Source organism: Arthrobacter sp. Y3221157, assembly GCF_059089865.1.
Genome location: NZ_JBNHFD010000258.1, coordinates 1 through 255 on the forward strand (window position 1 = coordinate 1; position 255 = coordinate 255).

Annotated in this window: 1 pseudogene; it reads left to right on the forward strand. The window is 67.1% G+C overall.

From position 1 onward, the window contains the following. Positions 1-255 (forward strand): annotated as a pseudogene (locus AC5RTT_RS20910) (lipoyl synthase); the annotation flags it as partial.

Genomic DNA, 255 nt, shown 5'->3' on the forward strand with positions numbered 1-255 from the left:
CCTTCCTCATCGGCGGCTCCGAATGCACCCGCCGCTGCGACTTCTGCCAGATCGACACCGGCAAACCCTCACCCCTGGACCGGTTCGAACCCACCAAGGTGGCCCGCTCCGTGCAGTCCATGCAGCTGCGCTACGCCACCGTCACCGGCGTCGCCCGCGACGACCTCGAAGACGAAGGCGTCTGGCTCTACGCCGAAACCGTCCGCAAGATCCACGAACTGAACCCCGGCACCGGCGTCGAACTGCTCATCCCCG